Here is a 15,885-nt window from a genome sequence, read left to right as displayed (position 1 = left end):
CAAAATCGATTCGCGAGTACGCCCGCTCCCACATTTGGAATGCGTTTCCCTGTGGGAGCGGGCTTGCTCGGGAAAAGGCCATCACAGGCTCGGCAAAAGCCTGGCAGGAACCAGCTCGCTCAAGCAACGCGATGCCAACAACTCAGTCGCGGCATTGATGTCCGGCGCAAAGAACCGATCCTTCTCATAGAACGGCACTTCTTTACGCAAAATCGCCCGGGCCTGTTCCAGCTTCGCCGAGGTTTTCAGACCGTTACGCAAGTCCAGGCCCTGCGCCGCCGCCAGCCACTCCACCGCAAGAATCCCGCGGGTGTTCTCGGCCATTTCCCACAGACGCTTGCCGGCCGCCGGGGCCATCGAGACGTGGTCTTCCTGGTTGGCCGACGTCGGCAGGCTGTCCACCGAGTGCGGATGGGACAGCGCCTTGTTTTCGCTGGCCAGCGCTGCCGCCGTCACCTGGGCGATCATGAAACCGGAGTTCACGCCGCCATTGGCCACCAGGAACGGCGGCAGTTGCGACATGTGCTTGTCCATCATCAGCGAGATGCGGCGTTCGCTCAGCGAGCCGATTTCAGCGATGGCCAGGGCCATGTTGTCAGCGGCCATGGCCACCGGTTCGGCGTGGAAGTTACCGCCGGAAATCACATCGCCTTCAGCGGCGAACACCAACGGGTTATCCGACACGGCGTTGGCTTCGATCGCCAGCACTTCAGCCGCTTGACGGAACTGGGTCAGGCACGCGCCCATGACTTGCGGCTGGCAGCGCAGCGAGTAAGGGTCTTGAACCTTTTCGCAGTTCTGGTGCGAGTCGGATACTTCGCTGCGCTCACCGAGCAGATCACGGTAAGCGGCAGCGGCGTCAATCTGGCCTTTCTGACCACGGGCGGCGTGGATACGCGCGTCGAACGGCGAGCGCGAACCGAGCACCGCTTCAACCGTCAAACCGCCCAGCGCCAAGGCGCCAGCGAACAGGTCTTCACCTTCAAACAGACCGCGCAGCGCAAACGCAGTAGACACCTGAGTACCGTTGAGCAGCGCCAGACCTTCCTTCGCCGCCAGCGTCAGCGGCGTCAGACCGGCGACTTTCAGCGCTTCGGTCGCCGCCATCCACTCGCCCTTGTGCCGCGCCTTGCCCTCGCCCAGCAGCACCAGCGACATGTGCGCCAGTGGCGCGAGGTCGCCGGATGCGCCCACCGACCCCTTGAGCGGAATGTGCGGATAAACCTCGGCGTTGATCAGCGCGATCAGCGCATCGATCACCACACGGCGGATGCCGGAGAAACCACGGCTGAGGCTGTTGACCTTGAGCACCATAACCAGCCGCACCAGCGCATCGCTGATCGGCTCACCGACACCGGCGGCATGGGACAACACCAGCGAACGCTGAAGGTTTTCCAGGTCTTCGCTGGCGATGCGGGTCGAGGCCAGCAGGCCGAAACCGGTGTTGATGCCGTAGGCCGTGCGGTTCTCGGCGAGGATCTGCTCGACGCAGGCTACGCTGGCTTCGATCTGCTTTGATGCACTGTTGTCGAGGGTCAGCTTGACCGGGTTTTGAAAAACATCACGCAGTTGGGCCAGGCTCAGTTGGCCGGGGATCAGGTTCAGCGCAGTCATTTAAATGCTCCTTTTGAGAGTTTGTTATTAACTACCAGTCGCTCCGGAGCATTCCGTTATCCGTCGTTTCTCGTCTTGTGGACGATCCGCGCCTTGGCACGCTGGTATGGGTGTTTGTCAGTGCAGATTCGGTAAGACGTTGTGCAGCGCGTTCGTATCTTTCAAAACGCTCGCAGCGGCGGCGATATCCGGCGCCAGCCAGCGGTCCTGATCGTAGGCCGGGACTTTCTCACGCAGCAGGCGCCACGCGATATCAGTGCCCGCGCCAAAACGCTGCTCTTTCAAGAATTCAAACGCCTGCGCCGCCAGCAGATATTCGATGGCGAGGATCTGCGTGCAGTTTTCCAGGGCGCGGTGCAGCTTCAGCGCAGCGTTGGTGCCCATGCTCAGGTGGTCTTCCTGCAAGCCTGAGGTGATGTAGTTGTCGAGCACCGCCGGCTGCGCCAATTGACGGTTTTCGGCACACAGCGACGCGGCGACGTATTGCACGATCATCATCCCCGAGTTCACCCCCGGGTTGGCCACCAGAAACGCCGGCAAACCGCTGACGTGCGGGTTGACCAAGCGATCGAGACGACGTTCGGCAATCGAGCCGATTTCGGCCATGGCGATTGCCAGCAGATCCGCCGCCATCGCCACCGACTGGCCGTGCGGATTGGCTTGCGACATGACCCGGAAGTTATCCGGCGTACCGAGCAGCAACGGATTGTCGGTGCAGCCGTTGAGTTCGGCTTCGACCTGCTTGATCGCGTGCGCCAGTTGATCGCGCGCGGCGCCATGCACCTGCGGGATCGAACGGATACTCAAGGCGTCCTGCGTGCGAATGCCTTTGCTTGAGGCGATCACTTCACTGCCGTCGAGCAGGGCGCGCAGATTGACACCAACCTGCTGCATGCCCGGGTGCGGCTTGAGCGCGATGATCTCGGCATCGAACGCCGCAATCTGTCCGCGCTGGGCTTCGAAACTCATCGCGCCGATCACGTCGGCCCATTGCAGCAGACGCGTGGCATCGGCAATCGCCAGGCAACTGAGGCCGGTCATGCAAGGCGTGCCGTTGACCAGGCACAAACCGTCCTTCGCCCCCAGTGGCACCGGTTGCAGCCCCTCTTCGGCCAACGCCTGTTGCGCCGAGGTGATCTGGCCGCGATAGCTGACATTGCCCACGCCCAGCAGCGCGATGCCGATGTGTGCCATGTGGGTCAGGTAACCCACCGAACCTTGCGACGGCACTTGCGGGGTGATGCCGCGATTGAGCAGCGCCAGCAGCCCTTCGACCACCCGCCGATGAATGCCGGATTTGCCGTGGCTGTAGTTGTGGATCGCCGCGCAGATGATCGCGCGGGTCTGTTCGTCAGGCAGTACCGGACCAACGCCGCAGGCGTGGCTGAGCAAGGTATTGCGCGACAACTGGCTGAGTTGTTCGTCTTTGAGCGAGACGTTGGACAACCCGCCCAGACCAGTGTTGACGCCATACGCGCGCTCGCCGCTTTCGACGATGCGCTGGACGATACCCTGTGCGTTTTCGATGCGCGCCCAGGTCTCGCTCGACAACTCCAATTGCGCGCCGTGCCGGGCGACGGCGACCACGTCCTGCCGACGCTGGGGGCTGCCAGTGATAACGATTTTTTCAGCCTGGGACATCTAAAACCTCAACCGTAATATTGATGCAGCTTTACCGACGCCTTCGCGAGCAAGCCCGCTCCCACAGGGGACGCATTCCAAATGTGGGAGCGGGCTTGCTCGCGAAGGGGCCGGACCAGCCAACACAAAACTGCCTAAACCACCGCCGCCCGCCGCTGCACGAACCGGTCGACATATTCATCAGCCGGCGAATGCAGGATTTCTCTTGGCGTGCCGACCTGAATCAGCTTGCCGTCCTTGAGAATTGCAATGCGATTCCCGATGCGCACGGCTTCGTCGAGGTCGTGGGTGATGAAGACGATGGTCTTGTGCAGGGTCTTTTGCAGCTCCAGCAACTGGTCTTGCATCTCGGCGCGGATCAACGGATCCAGGGCGCTGAACGCTTCGTCCATCAGGATGATGTCGGTGTCCGCCGCCAGAGCCCGGGCCAGGCCGACTCGCTGGCGCATGCCTCCGGACAGTTGGTGCGGGTATTTGTTTTCGTAGCCCTTGAGGCCCACGGTATTGATCCAGTGCAGCGCACGTTCAGAGCACATCTGCTTGCTTTCGCCGCGCACTTTCAGGCCGTAGGCGACGTTGTCGAGGACGGTCTTGTGCGGCAGCAGGCCGAAGCTCTGGAACACCATGCTGATCTTGTGCCGACGAAATTCGCGCAGGGCATCCATGTCGTATTGCAGGATGTCCACGCCGTCGACCAGGATCGCGCCGCTGGTCGGGTCGATCAGACGATTGAAGTGGCGCACCAGGGTCGATTTGCCCGAGCCGGACAGGCCCATGATCACGAAGATCTCGCCGGTGCCGATGCTCAGCGACAGGTCATTGACCCCGACCACGCAACCGGTTTCGCTCAGTACCTGATCCTTGGTCTTGCCCTGGCCGACCATCGCCAGTGCGTCCTTGGCACGGTTGCCGAAAATCTTGAAGACGTTTTTGACTTCGATCTTGCTCACGGTTGCGTCGTTCATTTGCTCACCTCATGCCGTGGCCGACCGTATGCCTGAGTAATGCGGTCGATGACCACTGCGAGAATCACGATCGCCAGACCGGCTTCGAGGCCGCGTCCGACGTTGAGGGTCTGAATGCCCACCAGTACGTCTTCACCCAGACCCCGGGCACCGATCATCGAGGCGATCACCACCATCGACAGGGCCATCATGGTGGTCTGGTTGATCCCGGCCATGATGCTTGGCAGGGCCAGCGGCAGTTGCACGCCGAACAGTTGCTGCCAGCGGTTGGCGCCGAAAGCGTTGATGGCCTCCATCACCTCGCCGTCGACCTGGCGAATGCCCAGATCAGTCAGGCGAATCAGCGGTGGTGCGGCGTAGATGACGGTCGCGAAAATCGCCGGCACCTTGCCCAGACCGAACAGCATCAGCACCGGGATCAGGTACACGAAGCTGGGCATGGTTTGCATGATGTCGAGCAGCGGCATCAACACCGAACGCAGGCGATTGCTGCGTGCCGAGAGAATCCCCAGCGGGATGCCGATCAGCACCGAAATGATCGTCGCGACCATCATCAGCGCCAGGGTTTGCATGAGCTTGTCCCACAGGCCGACAGCGCCCACCAGAAACAGCAAACCGACGATCACCGCGGTGGTCGCCACTTTGCGTGTGGCGTGCCAGGCCACGGCGCCGACGATCGCCAGCATCAACCACCAGGGTGCTGCACGCAGCATGCCTTCGAGGTTGACGATGGCCCACAGCAGCGTGTCGGAGATATGGCGGAACACATCGCCGTAGTTGGTGACCAGCGAATCGACCCAACCGTTGACCCAGTCGGCGATGGAAAAGGTAAAGCTTTCGGGAAACATAAGAGACTCTCAATCAAGGGGTTGCGATCAAGCGTCCGACTGCCGATGCCGGCAGCCGGAGAAGCTCAACCTACAAGGCCGCGTCGATTTTCCTGGCGGCGTCGTCGCTCACCCACTTGTGCCAGACTTCAGGATGTTCCTTGAGGAAGATTTTCGCCAGTTTTGGCGACTCGATACGTTCCTTCGCCATGCGTCCCAGGTTCTGGTTCAGCAGGTCGATCGGCAGGTTGACCTTTTCCAGCACGGCCACCAGTTCCGGGGCTTGCTCGTGGAAGGTTTTCGACAGGCCGACCTTGATGCTCACTGTCTTGTCGACGCCCGGCTTTTCTTCGAGCTTGACCGCGTCGATCTGGCCCATCAGCGGGGTCGGCGACCAGTAGTAGAACAGGATCGGTTCACCACGCTTGTAGCTCGACAACACCGCCGCATCCAGCGCCGGGCCGGTGCCCGGACGGAAGTTGGTGTAGCTGCTTTCCAGACCATAGCTTTTGAGCATTTCGCTGTTGTCCAGTTCGCAGGTCCAGCCAGCCGGGCAGTTGTAGAAACGGCCTTTGGAAGGTTCTTCAGCGTCCTTGAACACGGCGGCGTATTTGCCCAGGTCAGCGATGTTTTTCAGGTCCGGGGCTTTGGGCTCAAGCTTGCGCTTGGCGTCGCCTTCGATCACGTAGCGCGGCACGTACCAGCCTTCAACAGCGCCCACGATCGGCGCGCCGACACCAACGACCTTGCCGGCCTTCTCGGCCTTGTTCCAGACCTCGCTGCGGCCGACCCATTCTTCGGCGAACACTTGAATGTCGTTGCTGCTCAGGGCGTTTTCCATGGTGATGGAGTTGCCCGGCAAGCTATCGGTCTTGCAGTCGTAACCTTTCTCCAGCACCACTTGCAGCACGTCAGTCAGCAGCATGGCGCTTTCCCAGTTCAGCCCGGCGAATTTCACCGGTTTGCCCGATTCGCACCAGCCGGCCGCCTGGGTGGCGCCGGCACTGGCGAGCAGGCCCATCGAAAGCAGTGTGGTCAGCAGGGTCTTGTTCGATTTCATTGTCGTGACGCTCCTAATCATGAGTTGGGCTTACGGCAGTCAAGAGGCATCCAGCCCTGTCCACGTCCAATCAGGCCTGCGCCGCAGCGCGACTGGCCCTGTTTTTCTCAGGTTGTGCATGGCTGTCCTGCTCGACCGGCAGAATCAGGTGATCGGGCACCGTGCTGTGCCATTTTTTTGCGCACACGTAATAAAGGGCGGCGGGCAGCACCAGGCCGATGATCCAGGAAATATCCACATCGCCGAGGGCGGCCACCAGCGGGCCGGTGTAGAACTTGGTGGAAATGAACGGCAGTTGCACCAGCACACCGAACACATAGACGCTGATACCGAGGACGTTCCAGCGGCCGTAGCGACCATTTGGATCGGCCAGTGCCGGCACGTCATAGCGCTCGCGGGTGATGCAGTAGTAGTCGACCAGGTTGATCGCGCTCCAAGGCGTGAAAAACGCCAGCAGGAACAGAATGAAGGACTTGAACGCACCGAGGAACGAGTGCTGACCGAGCAATGCGATCAGCGTTGCCGCCCCGACGATGACCACCACGAAAACCAGACGCTGCAAGCGCGACACCGTCAGGTGGCCACGGAAACCGCTGATGATGGTCGCGATGCACATGAAGCTGCCGTAGGAGTTCAGCGTCGAGATGGTGACCTTGCCGAACGCGATGCTGAAATACAGCAACGCAGCGGTGGCACCGGTTCCGCCCAGACCGACGATATAAGCCACTTCATGGCCGGCGAACTGGCCGTTGGCTGAAGCGGCAGCGAACACACCAAGGATCATCGCCACTTGTGCGCCAATCACCGAACCGGCGCCCGCAGCGAAAAAGGTTTTCACCGCTGACGTCTTGCTCGGCAGGTAGCGTGAGTAGTCCGCCACGTAAGGGCCGAAAGCGATCTGCCAGGACGCCGCGAGCGACACCGCCAGCAAAAAACTGCTCCAGCTAAAGTGACGGATTTGCAGGAGTGCACCGACGTCGGTCTGGCTCATCAGACGCCAGAACAGAAATACGAAAGCAATCACGCCAATGACGCTGGCGACGCGGCCAATCCAGTGGATCACCCGATAACCCATCACCGTGACCAGCACGATGACACTGGCGAAGATCAGAATGCCGACGCTGTCGCTGACGCCAAACAACTGGCCCAGCGCCTGGCCGGAAAGCACCGTGCCCGTAGCGGTGAAACCCAGATACATCAGGCACACCAACACAATCGGGATGGCCGCGCCATAAACGCCGAACTGCACACGGCTGGAAATCATCTGCGGCAGACCGAGCTTCGGCCCTTGCGCCGCATGCAGTGCCATCACCCCGCCGCCCAGCAGTTGACCGATCAACAGACCGATCAACGACCAGAACACATCACCGCCCAGCACCACGGCCAACGCCCCGGTGACAATCGCAGTGATTTGCAGGTTGGCACCCATCCACAGGGTGAATTGGCTAAACAGACGACCGTGTCTTTCCGCTTCCGGGATGTAGTCGATCGAACGCCTTTCGATCAACGGTTTGTTGCCTGCACGATCAGGGTTAACAGCCATGATTCAACCTCTGTGGATTGTTATTCGAGTTCACTGAGCGTCTTGCGTGGGTTGCTTTTGGTGGGAGCGGGCTTGCTCGCGAAGGGGTCGGCACATTCGAAACATGTGCTGATTGATCCACCGCATTCGTGAGCAAGCCCACCCCCACCCAAAGCATTTCCCACAGAGTTGCGTTTATTGACCGGTAATCATCGGCAGGTTCAGGCCCTGTTCCTTGGCGCAGTCGATGGCGATCTGGTAACCGGCATCGGCGTGACGCATGACACCCGTGGCCGGGTCGTTGTGCAGCACGCGGGCGATACGCTCGGCCGCTTCGTCCGTACCGTCGCAGACAATCACCATGCCCGAGTGCTGGGAGAAGCCCATGCCCACGCCGCCGCCGTGGTGCAGGGACACCCAGGTCGCGCCGCTCGCGGTGTTGAGCAGAGCGTTGAGCAGAGGCCAGTCGGACACGGCGTCGGAACCGTCCTGCATCGATTCGGTTTCACGATTCGGGCTGGCCACCGAGCCGGAATCGAGGTGATCACGACCGATCACGATCGGCGCCGACAACTCGCCGCTACGGACCATTTCGTTGAATGCCAGACCCAGCTTGGCGCGCAGGCCCAGGCCAACCCAGCAGATACGCGCCGGCAAGCCCTGGAAGCTGATGCGCTCACGGGCCATGTCCAGCCAGTTGTGCAGGTGGGCGTCGTCCGGGATCAACTCTTTGACCTTGGCGTCGGTTTTGTAAATATCCTGTGGATCGCCCGACAGGGCCGCCCAACGGAACGGACCGATGCCACGGCAGAACAGCGGACGGATATAGGCCGGTACGAAACCCGGGAAGTCGAATGCGTTTTCAACACCTTCTTCCTGAGCCATCTGACGGATGTTGTTGCCGTAGTCGAAGGTTGGGATGCCTTGCTTCTGGAATTCCAGCATCGCTTTGACGTGCACGGCCATCGACTGCTTGGCGGCTTTGATCACAGCGGCCGGTTCGGTCTTGGCGCGGGCGCGGTATTCGTCCCAGCTCCAGCCGGCCGGCAGGTAGCCGTTGAGTGGGTCGTGGGCGCTGGTCTGGTCGGTGACCATGTCCGGGCGCACGCCACGCTTGACCAGTTCCGGCAAAATTTCAGCGGCGTTGCCCAGCAGCGCGATGGAAATCGCTTTACCTTCTTTGGTGTACTTGTCGATGCGCGCCAGGGCGTCGTCGAGGTCAGTGGCTTGCTCGTCGACGTAACGGCTTTTCAGGCGGAAATCGATGCTGACCTGCTGGCATTCGATGTTCAGCGAGCAAGCGCCGGCCAGGGTCGCGGCCAGAGGCTGAGCGCCACCCATGCCACCCAGCCCGGCGGTCAGCACCCACTTGCCTTTGAGGTTGTCGTTGTAGTGCTGACGACCGGCCTCAACGAAGGTTTCGTAGGTGCCCTGGACGATGCCCTGGCTGCCGATGTAGATCCAGCTGCCGGCGGTCATCTGGCCGTACATGGCCAGGCCTTTGGCGTCGAGTTCGTTGAAATGCTCCCAGCTCGCCCAGTGCGGGACGAGGTTGGAGTTGGCGATCAGTACGCGCGGGGCGTTGCTGTGAGTCTTGAACACGCCGACCGGCTTGCCGGATTGCACCAGCAGGGTCTCGTCGTCATTGAGATTGGTCAGGCTCTCGACGATCTTGTCGTAGCACTCCCAGTTACGCGCCGCACGACCGATGCCACCGTAGACCACCAGTTCTTTCGGGTTCTCGGCCACTTGCGGATCAAGGTTGTTCATCAGCATGCGCAGCGGCGCTTCGGTCAGCCAGCTTTTGGCGGTCAGCTTGTTACCGCGTGCAGCACGGATTTCGACGTCACGGTGCTTTGTAAAAGGGGCAGCGGTCATTTTGTTGTCAGTCACGAAAAAGACTCCTCAGCGATCAATTCAAACCAACCCTGGCAGTGGGCAAGCAGCCTGTGCGCTTCAATGCGCGCAAGCGAATCAGTGGACGCTGCAGAGAGTCTCGAGCGACTCATACGCATACGTCTTTACTTGTACATACAAGCATATGCAATCAAGCGGCCAACTTGTTGAGGGGCGGCTCAAGAAACATAGCGGACGAGGCTGGAGGACGCCTGAATCAAGGGTTCTGGCGTGGGTTAAATTTTTCGCGGGGGTGTGTTTGGGGCATTGCGAGAGGGTTACGAAAGCGTGGTGTTGCGCCACGCTGGGGCGTTCGGTAACAAGTTGGTGCGCCGGGGAAACAAGAAGTGTGAATACATGGGTGGCGAGGGGATTTACTCCCTCGCCACAGGATGTGTGACCCGATTCAGGTCAGCGTGCTGTCAGCTCGATTACGCAGCAACCGCCATCGACGGAGATTTCAACCAACCCGGTGTTACCGTCCAGTTGCAGGCAATCATGCCGGCCAAGTTGTGCCCTGTCCTCACCGACTGTCACTTGCAGCAACTCACTGACACTGAACACCAGCAGCGTCCCCGCCGAGCTGAAAAACCGCTGCGCGCCGTCCAGCCATTGCAAACGTGCGCTGTAGCGCTGCGGAGCATAGATCAGGTTGAAATCGCGAATCGCCCCGCCAAGCAACGTGCAGGACACTTGGCTTTCACCTCCGAAAGCGAACGGGTCGAGGGGTAACAGAGGCTGGGTGTCGTCACCGTCCACACACAAGGTCATGCCGTCACCCTGCAACACGGTGATCACCCGTTGATAACCGGCGAAGGTCGAAAAACCGCCCGACTCCGCGATATCGGCAATCGATAGGCGCCAGCCAAAACCCTCCAGACCTGCGCCCGCATCGCGGGTGATTTCTTCAGTGCTGCCGCCGCCGTTCTTCCACGGCATGCGTGGGTAGCCTTCGGCGCGTAAAACTTTCAAACCATTCATTTATGAAAGCGTCCTTCCAGACGATGACGAGAACCTGGGTGAATCAGACGCGCAGCCGTCACCGGTTGACGCCCCGACCAGGTGCGGCGGCGAATCAGCAGGCACGGCTCGCCTTTCTCGATCTGCAGCAACTTGCACTCCGACGGCTCGGCAAGAATCGCTTCAACCACATGCTCGCCCTCGGTCAGCGGCGCGACCTGGTTGAGGTAGGCGTAAGGCGTTTGCAGGGTGAAGTCCTGCTTCAAGTATTGCGGGGCGACCAGCGCGTTGACGAAACGGTCCTCGATTTGCACCGGGATGTCGTTTTCGTAATGCACGATCAGCGAGTGAAAGACTTTCTGCCCTTCGCGCATGTCCAGCGCCAGCGCCCGCTCGGAACCGGCGGCCTCTTCTTCAAGGGTGATGACCTGGCAAGTATGGCGATGACCACGGGAGGCGATTTCATCAGCGATGTTGTGCACTTCAAACAGCGCGGACTGGCTCTTCGGTTCGGCGACAAAAGTGCCGACACCTTGCATGCGCACCAACAGGCCGTCGGCGGTCATCTCGCGCAGCGCGCGGTTGATGGTCATGCGGCTGAAACCGAGTTGATTGACCAATTCGCTTTCCGACGGCACGCGGTAGTGCGGCGGCCAGTTACCGCTGTCGATCTGCTGGGTAATCATCTGTTTGACACGCGCGTACAAGGGCGCCGGACTGTCGCCCATGTTCGCGGCCAACGGGGAAACTGGAGGCGGAGTCGGCACGGTGGATCCTTGTTCGTCGGTAGAGGTTGCTAGCTTGCCGGAGTTTACCGAGCAGGCAAACGTCTGTATATGTATATACAAATAACACACGATGGGGTGCTGAACCATGTCCGCTTTCTTTGCCGAACGCGCGCTGCTGCCTAACGGATGGGCCAATCATGTACGTCTTGAGGTCAGCGCTGATGGCGTGTTGACCCAAATCCAGGCCGATTCCACCGCAGAGGGCGCCGAACGGCTGAGCGGGCCGTTGCTGCCGGGGATGCCCAATCTGCACTCCCACGCGTTCCAGCGGGCGATGGCCGGGCTGGCCGAAGTGGCCGGCAATCCCAACGACAGTTTCTGGACCTGGCGCGATCTGATGTATCGGCTCGTCGGAAAAATCAGCCCGGATCAACTCGGCGTGATCGCCCGACAGCTGTACATCGAAATGCTCAAGGCCGGTTACACCTCGGTGGCCGAATTTCATTACGTACACCACGACAGCAAGGGTCAGCCGTACGCCGACCCGGCCGAACTGGCGTTGCGCATCAGTCAGGCTGCCAGTGACAGCGGCATCGGCCTGACGCTGCTGCCGGTGCTCTACAGCCATGCAGGTTTCGGCGGCCAGCCCCCGAATGACGGCCAACGCCGCTTCATCAACAGCAGCGAAAACTACTTGAAGCTGCAATCACGTTTGCAGCCGCTGTTGGCACAGCAAAAGGCGCAATCGTTGGGTCTGTGCTTCCACTCGTTGCGCGCGGTCACCCCGCAGCAAATCAGCGAAGTGCTGGCGGCCAGTGACAAGCAGTGCCCGGTGCACATCCACATCGCCGAGCAGCAAAAGGAAGTCGATGACTGCCTGAGCTGGAGCGGGCGCCGCCCCCTGCAATGGCTCTATGAAAACACCGAAGTCGATCAACGCTGGTGCCTGGTCCATGCCACTCACGCCAATCCGGAAGAAGTCACGCTAATGGCCAAGAGCCGCGCCATCGCCGGTTTGTGCCTGACCACCGAGGCCAACCTGGGCGACGGGATTTTCCCGGCCGTGGACTTCCTCGCTCAAGGTGGCCGCCTGGGTATCGGCTCTGACAGCCATGTGTCACTCAGCGTGGTGGAAGAATTGCGTTGGCTGGAATACGGCCAGCGTCTGCGTGATCAACGACGCAACCGCTTGTATGGCGCGGATCAGCCGATGGTCGGGCGCACGTTGTACGACGCCGCGCTGGAGGGCGGTGCTCAGGCACTGGGGCAACCAATTGGAGCGCTTGAAGTCGGTAAGCGGGCGGACTGGATTGTGCTCGATGGCAATGATCCGTACCTGGCGACGGCCAATGGCGACGGGATTCTGAATCGCTGGTTGTTTGCCGGCGGTGATCGTCAGGTGCGTGACGTGCTGGTTAATGGCCAGTGGGTGGTGCGCGATGGGCGGCATGCGGGGGAAGAAGACAGTGCGCGAGCCTTCACTCAAGTCCTGCGCGAGCTTTTAGGCTGACACAACGCAAAAAATGTGGGAGCGGACTTGCTCGCGAAAGCGGTGTATCGGTCAACACTTGCGTCGACTGACACGCCCTCTTCGCGAGCAAGCCCGCTCCCACATTTGATAGGCGGTGCTGGTTAATTCGACGTCTTGGCCATCTGCCGATCCGTGGTGCGCCAGATCAGTCGAGTGGTGTCGTAACCCTGCTGCCGCGCCTTGCTCAGCAGATCCTCACGCACCACGCCGTTGACAGTCGGCGTACGCGACAACAACCACATGTACTTGCGACTCGGGTCGCCGACGATGGCGGTCTTGTAGTCATCGCTGACGTACAACACCCAGTATTCACCCTTCGCCACACCCGGTATCAACCGTGAGAACCAGGTGTCGAACTCGACCCACAGCTTGTCGGTCTTGCCCGGAACCTGCGGATAAGCCGTACCCTTGACCTCTTGCCACTCCCAGTCTTTTGTCAGGCAGCGGTTGAACACCCCCATGTTGCCGTCGGGCTGAAGGGTGTAGCGAGCTTCGGATTGCGCGCAATGGCGCTGGAAATACATCGGCAAGCGCGCCAGTTCATACCAGGTGCCTTGGTAACGCTTGAGATTGACGCTGTTGACGGTTTTCGGCGCCAAAGGGTCCACGCCGGACGTGGCGCAGCCGGCCAGTACCAGGCCGGCAAAAAGGATTAGCAATAACCGCTTCATTCTTCTTCTCCGTGGGCGCGAAGCCCCGGTTTACTTCAGGCCTTGGCCGGAAAACATCAGCACTTTGTCACCGGCGTACTGCACGCTGATAAAGCTGTTCTTGTCGCCCCAGGTGCAACTGGACATGCCGAGCGCGCCCGAGCAATCGGTGGGTTTGCCGAGCAAGGTTTCAACCTCGGCCTTGGCCATGCCGGCCGAAAGCTTGGCATAGTTTTCCTGATTGACCTTGCTGCATGCGGCCAACAGCACGCAAAACGACAGCAGGGCGATAGATCGCAGCGACATGGTGTAACTCCTGGAGCGAGGGGGGGATGGCAGGGTGCCAACCAGAAGCTTAGAAGAGAAAACCCTCTTCTGGTTCCCTTCCAAGTTGGCTATTTATATGGCCACTCGTCCGGCATTTACCGGAAAATCAGGCACTTCGTGCGGCTATTGAGCATTTCGTCGCCTTTCATCAAAGCCGCCTAATCTTTGGCGCGCAGCGGTCGAAACAAGAGCAGCGCAAAGCCCCCAGATGTGGCAAATTGCCGCCATTTCTTGACCAGCCCCTTCGCGGTAGCTCATTCGATGACCAGAAACCTGAAATTCAGCCACAAAATCTTGTTGGCTGCCGCCCTCGTGGTGGCCGTTGCGTTCGCCTGTTTCATCTTTTTCAATGACTACCGACAACGCGAAGCCCTGAACAGCAGCACCGAAGCCTCGATGCAGGAACTGGGCAGCCTGACCACCAGCAACATCCAGACCTGGCTGGAAAGCCGCATCCAATTGCTGCAATCGCTGGCCCAGCAAGTTGTCGCCGACGGCAACGCGCCCGCCAGCCTGAAACGCATCATCGACCTGCCCGCCTACACCGGTAACTTCCAGCTCAGCTACTTCGGCGGCGCGGATGGCGTGATGTTCTCGGTACCGGCCGGCAACCGCGCACCGGATTACGACCCGCGCGCCCGTGGCTGGTACAAAGCGGCCGACAGTGCGCAGCAAACCATCGTCACCGAACCGTACATCGCCGCCTCGTCGGGCAAACTGGTCATCACTGTTGCCACCCCGGTGCAGCGCCAGGGCCAGATGATTGGCGTCGCCGGTGCCGATATCGATCTGAGCAGCGTCAGCGCAATCATCAACTCGCTGAACTTCGGCGGCCATGGTCACGCATTTATCGTCAGCGCCGATGGCAAAATCCTGATCCACCCGGACAGCAAACTGGTGCTCAAGACCCTCGCCGAGGCCTATCCGAACGGTGCGCCAAACGTCAGCCCCGGTTTGAAGGAAGTCGAGTTCGGCGGCAAGACGCAGTTGATCTCCTTCACCCGCGTCAATGGCGTGCCATCGGCTGACTGGTACGTGGCGCTGGTGCTGGATAAAGACACCGCGTTCGCGATGCTCAGCGAATTCCGCACCTCGGCGCTGATTGCCATGGTCATCGCCGTGGTGATCATCATCGCCCTGCTCGGCATGCTGATCCGCGTGCTGATGCAACCACTGCTGACCATGGGCCGCGCGATGCACGACATCGCAGAAGGCGAAGGCGACCTGACCAAACGTCTGATGATCCACGGCAACGATGAGTTCGGCGCGCTGGGCACATCGTTCAACCGGTTCGTCGAACGTATCCACACCTCGATCCGCGAAGTGGCCTCCGCGACCGGCCAGGTCAACGAAGTCGCCCTGCGCGTGGTCGCCGCGTCGAACTCGTCGATGTACAACTCCGATCAGCAAGCGAGCCGTACCAACAGCGTCGCCGCCGCGATCAACCAACTCGGAGCCGCCGCCCAGGAAATCGCCCAGAATGCCGCCCTCGCCTCGCAGCACTCCAGCGACGCGCGCAGCCTGGCCGTCGACGGTCAGCAGGTGGTGGATAAAACCATCCACGCCATGCAGCAGTTGTCGGCGAAGATCAGCGACTCCTGCGGCAACATCGAAACCCTGAACAGCAACACGGTGAACATCGGCCAGATTCTGGAAGTGATCACCAGCATTTCGCAGCAGACCAACTTGCTCGCGCTCAACGCCGCCATCGAAGCGGCCCGTGCGGGTGAGGCTGGGCGTGGTTTCGCTGTGGTCGCGGATGAAGTGCGCAACCTCGCACACCGCACCCAGGATTCGGCGCAGCAAGTGCAGGGCATGATCGAGGAGCTGCAAGTCGGCGCCCGTCAGGCCGTCAACATCATGACCGAGAGCCAGCGTGAGAGCGAAAGCAGCGTCGGCATCGCCAACCAGGCCGGCGAACGCCTGGGCAGCGTCACCCAGCGCATCGGCGAGATCGACGGGATGAACCAGTCGGTGGCGACTGCGACTGAAGAGCAGACGGCAGTGGTCGAGTCGATCAACGTCGACATCAACGAGATCAACACGCTGAATCAGGAAGGTGTGGAGAACTTGCAGGCGACGTTGCGGGCGTGCTCGGATCTGGAGCAGCAAGCGGCGCGTCTCAAACAATTGGTGGGTAGCTTCAGGATCTAAGGCGCTGCCA

General features: G+C 60.6%; 13 protein-coding genes and 1 pseudogene. 3 read left to right on the top strand and 11 right to left on the bottom strand.

Annotated features, from left to right (window positions below; all coding sequences use genetic code 11):
• Positions 1-81: 81 nt before the first annotated feature.
• From hutH to hutC, 9 genes are all read right to left on the bottom strand, one after another.
• Positions 82-1,614 carry a histidine ammonia-lyase gene (hutH, locus tag AACY18_RS01150; RefSeq protein ID WP_339464003.1) on the bottom strand — a complete coding sequence of 511 codons (1,533 nt, stop codon included), beginning with the start codon at positions 1,612-1,614 and terminating at the stop codon, positions 82-84.
• A gap of 117 nt (positions 1,615-1,731) precedes the next feature.
• A complete protein-coding gene (locus AACY18_RS01145) occupies positions 1,732-3,255 on the bottom strand; it encodes an HAL/PAL/TAL family ammonia-lyase (RefSeq protein WP_339464001.1) in 1,524 nt (507 codons plus the stop codon).
• Positions 3,256-3,389: 134 nt separating this feature from the next.
• Entirely contained in the window at positions 3,390-4,220 is an 831-nt protein-coding gene (locus AACY18_RS01140; RefSeq protein ID WP_339464000.1) for a quaternary amine ABC transporter ATP-binding protein, read from the bottom strand.
• Entirely contained in the window at positions 4,217-5,068 is an 852-nt protein-coding gene (locus AACY18_RS01135) for an ABC transporter permease (RefSeq protein ID WP_221733120.1), read from the bottom strand. The genes AACY18_RS01140 and AACY18_RS01135 overlap by 4 nt, the downstream gene beginning before the upstream one ends.
• Before the next feature lie 70 nt (positions 5,069-5,138).
• The gene (locus tag AACY18_RS01130; RefSeq protein WP_339432981.1) at positions 5,139-6,107 is read right to left on the bottom strand and encodes an ABC transporter substrate-binding protein; all 969 of its coding nucleotides are present in this window, start codon (positions 6,105-6,107) and stop codon (positions 5,139-5,141) included.
• Positions 6,108-6,177: 70 nt separating this feature from the next.
• Positions 6,178-7,650, bottom strand: a complete 1,473-nt coding sequence (locus AACY18_RS01125) for a purine-cytosine permease family protein (protein WP_339432982.1) — start codon at positions 7,648-7,650, stop codon at positions 6,178-6,180.
• A gap of 174 nt (positions 7,651-7,824) precedes the next feature.
• Positions 7,825-9,507, bottom strand: coding sequence for a urocanate hydratase (hutU, locus tag AACY18_RS01120; protein WP_339464023.1), 1,683 nt, complete (start codon positions 9,505-9,507; stop codon positions 7,825-7,827).
• Between the two features lie 429 nt (positions 9,508-9,936).
• Positions 9,937-10,506, bottom strand: coding sequence for a HutD/Ves family protein (locus AACY18_RS01115; protein WP_339432983.1), 570 nt, complete (start codon positions 10,504-10,506; stop codon positions 9,937-9,939).
• Positions 10,503-11,213, bottom strand: coding sequence for a histidine utilization repressor (gene hutC / locus AACY18_RS01110; protein ID WP_221733185.1), 711 nt, complete (start codon positions 11,211-11,213; stop codon positions 10,503-10,505). The genes AACY18_RS01115 and hutC overlap by 4 nt, the downstream gene beginning before the upstream one ends.
• Before the next feature lie 145 nt (positions 11,214-11,358).
• Here hutC and AACY18_RS01105 point away from each other — a divergent pair, with 145 nt between their 5' ends.
• Positions 11,359-12,723, top strand: coding sequence for a formimidoylglutamate deiminase (locus AACY18_RS01105; RefSeq protein ID WP_339432984.1), 1,365 nt, complete (start codon positions 11,359-11,361; stop codon positions 12,721-12,723).
• Between the two features lie 122 nt (positions 12,724-12,845).
• On the opposite strand, the gene AACY18_RS01100 is transcribed toward AACY18_RS01105, so the two are convergent.
• Both AACY18_RS01100 and AACY18_RS01095 read right to left on the bottom strand, forming a co-directional pair.
• Positions 12,846-13,415, bottom strand: a complete 570-nt coding sequence (locus AACY18_RS01100; protein ID WP_221733125.1) for a lipocalin family protein — start codon at positions 13,413-13,415, stop codon at positions 12,846-12,848.
• A gap of 30 nt (positions 13,416-13,445) precedes the next feature.
• Positions 13,446-13,700 (bottom strand): lipoprotein, encoded by a 255-nt coding sequence (locus tag AACY18_RS01095; RefSeq protein WP_042557222.1) that lies wholly within the window; start codon positions 13,698-13,700, stop codon positions 13,446-13,448.
• 282 nt (positions 13,701-13,982) lie between these two features.
• On the opposite strand from AACY18_RS01095, the pseudogene AACY18_RS27945 reads away from it, so the two are divergent.
• Positions 13,983-15,017: pseudogene (locus tag AACY18_RS27945) on the top strand (cache domain-containing sensor histidine kinase); the annotation flags it as partial.
• 93 nt (positions 15,018-15,110) lie between these two features.
• Complete coding sequence (locus tag AACY18_RS27940) at positions 15,111-15,875, top strand: methyl-accepting chemotaxis protein (protein WP_401139223.1); 765 nt, start codon at positions 15,111-15,113, stop codon at positions 15,873-15,875.
• Positions 15,876-15,885 lie beyond the last annotated feature (10 nt).

The organism is Pseudomonas sp. EA_65y_Pfl2_P74, from assembly GCF_963970575.1.
Taxonomy (GTDB): Bacteria; Pseudomonadota; Gammaproteobacteria; order Pseudomonadales; family Pseudomonadaceae; genus Aquipseudomonas; species Aquipseudomonas baetica_A.
This window is presented reverse-complemented; position numbering and strand designations above follow the sequence as displayed.